The sequence below is a fragment of the Hyphomonas sp. UBA3601 genome, assembly GCF_002375605.1.
Lineage (GTDB): Bacteria > Pseudomonadota > Alphaproteobacteria > Caulobacterales > Hyphomonadaceae > Hyphomonas.
Window position 1 is genome coordinate 32290 of record NZ_DFME01000103.1, and the last position, 1040, is coordinate 33329.

Annotated in this window: 1 protein-coding gene; it reads right to left on the bottom strand. The window is 57.9% G+C overall.

Going from position 1 to position 1040, the window contains the following annotated elements; all coding sequences use genetic code 11:
• Positions 1-1027 (bottom strand): molybdopterin-dependent oxidoreductase (locus B4F73_RS10320; protein ID WP_290483193.1); only part of this gene is annotated, 1027 nt, incomplete at its 3' end.
• Positions 1028-1040: the final 13 nt, after the last annotated feature.

A 1040-nucleotide genomic window follows, 5' to 3' on the forward strand; every position in this document is an offset into this window, starting at 1 on the left:
TACCACCGGACAGTATTTCTGCTGTCGCAGCTCCGCCCTCGCCCGGCACAAACCCGATGTCTAGCGCACCAACACGGCCTGCCGCGTTGTGAAGAACGCCAAATCCGGCCCAACCGTCCTTTATCGCACCAATTTCGTTTGTCAGTTCCAGCGCTTTTGCGAGAACTGCCGCGCCATCTTCGCCGCAGAGTGCGCCCTCACCGACGACGATCATCGGTCGCTCGGCATCGGAGAGCACTTTGCCGAAGTCCGAATTGCGAATATCTGTGAGGGCTGATGCACCATCACCGAGCCAAGCATGCTCATATGTCAGATCCGCTGCTTCGCCGATACGACCCACTTTCAGGTCAGCCCAAAGCCATGCCTTGCGGATGCGCGCATTCCAGACAGCGGCTTCAACGCGCGGATTCGTACCAATCAACAGCAAGGCGTCAGCATCCTCTACGCCAGCCAGTGTGCCATTCAGGATATAACGTTCGCGCACCCCATCTGTGCCATATTGCGCCCCGGCGGGACGACAATCTGTATTCTCCACACCGAGCCCTCGGAAAAAATCAAGCGCTGCCTTGGCCTGCTCAACCTCGATCAAGTCTCCGGCGACAACGCCGATTTTTTCAGGGGATGCCGACAGCGCCTCTTTCACGGCCGCAAAAGCCTCGCCCCAATTAGCCGGGCGCAGTTTGCCGTTCTCGCGAATGTAAGGCTTGTCGAGGCGTTGGCGGGCTAGGCCATCCCAAATGAAACGGGATTTGTCCGACAGCCACTCCTCGTTGATGCCTTCGCTCACTTCAGGAAGGATACGCATCACACCATCGCCCTTGGCGTCCACGCGGATCGCTGCGCCCATGGCGTCCATCACATCAATAGAGGATGTTTTACGCAGCTCCCATGGGCGCGCATTGAACGCGTATGGCTTGGACGTCAGCGCACCAACCGGGCACAGATCGATGACGTTGCCAGACAGTTCGGATGTCAGACTCTTTTCCAGATAGGTTGTGATCTCAGCATTCTCGCCACGCGAAATCATGCCGAGTTCCTCG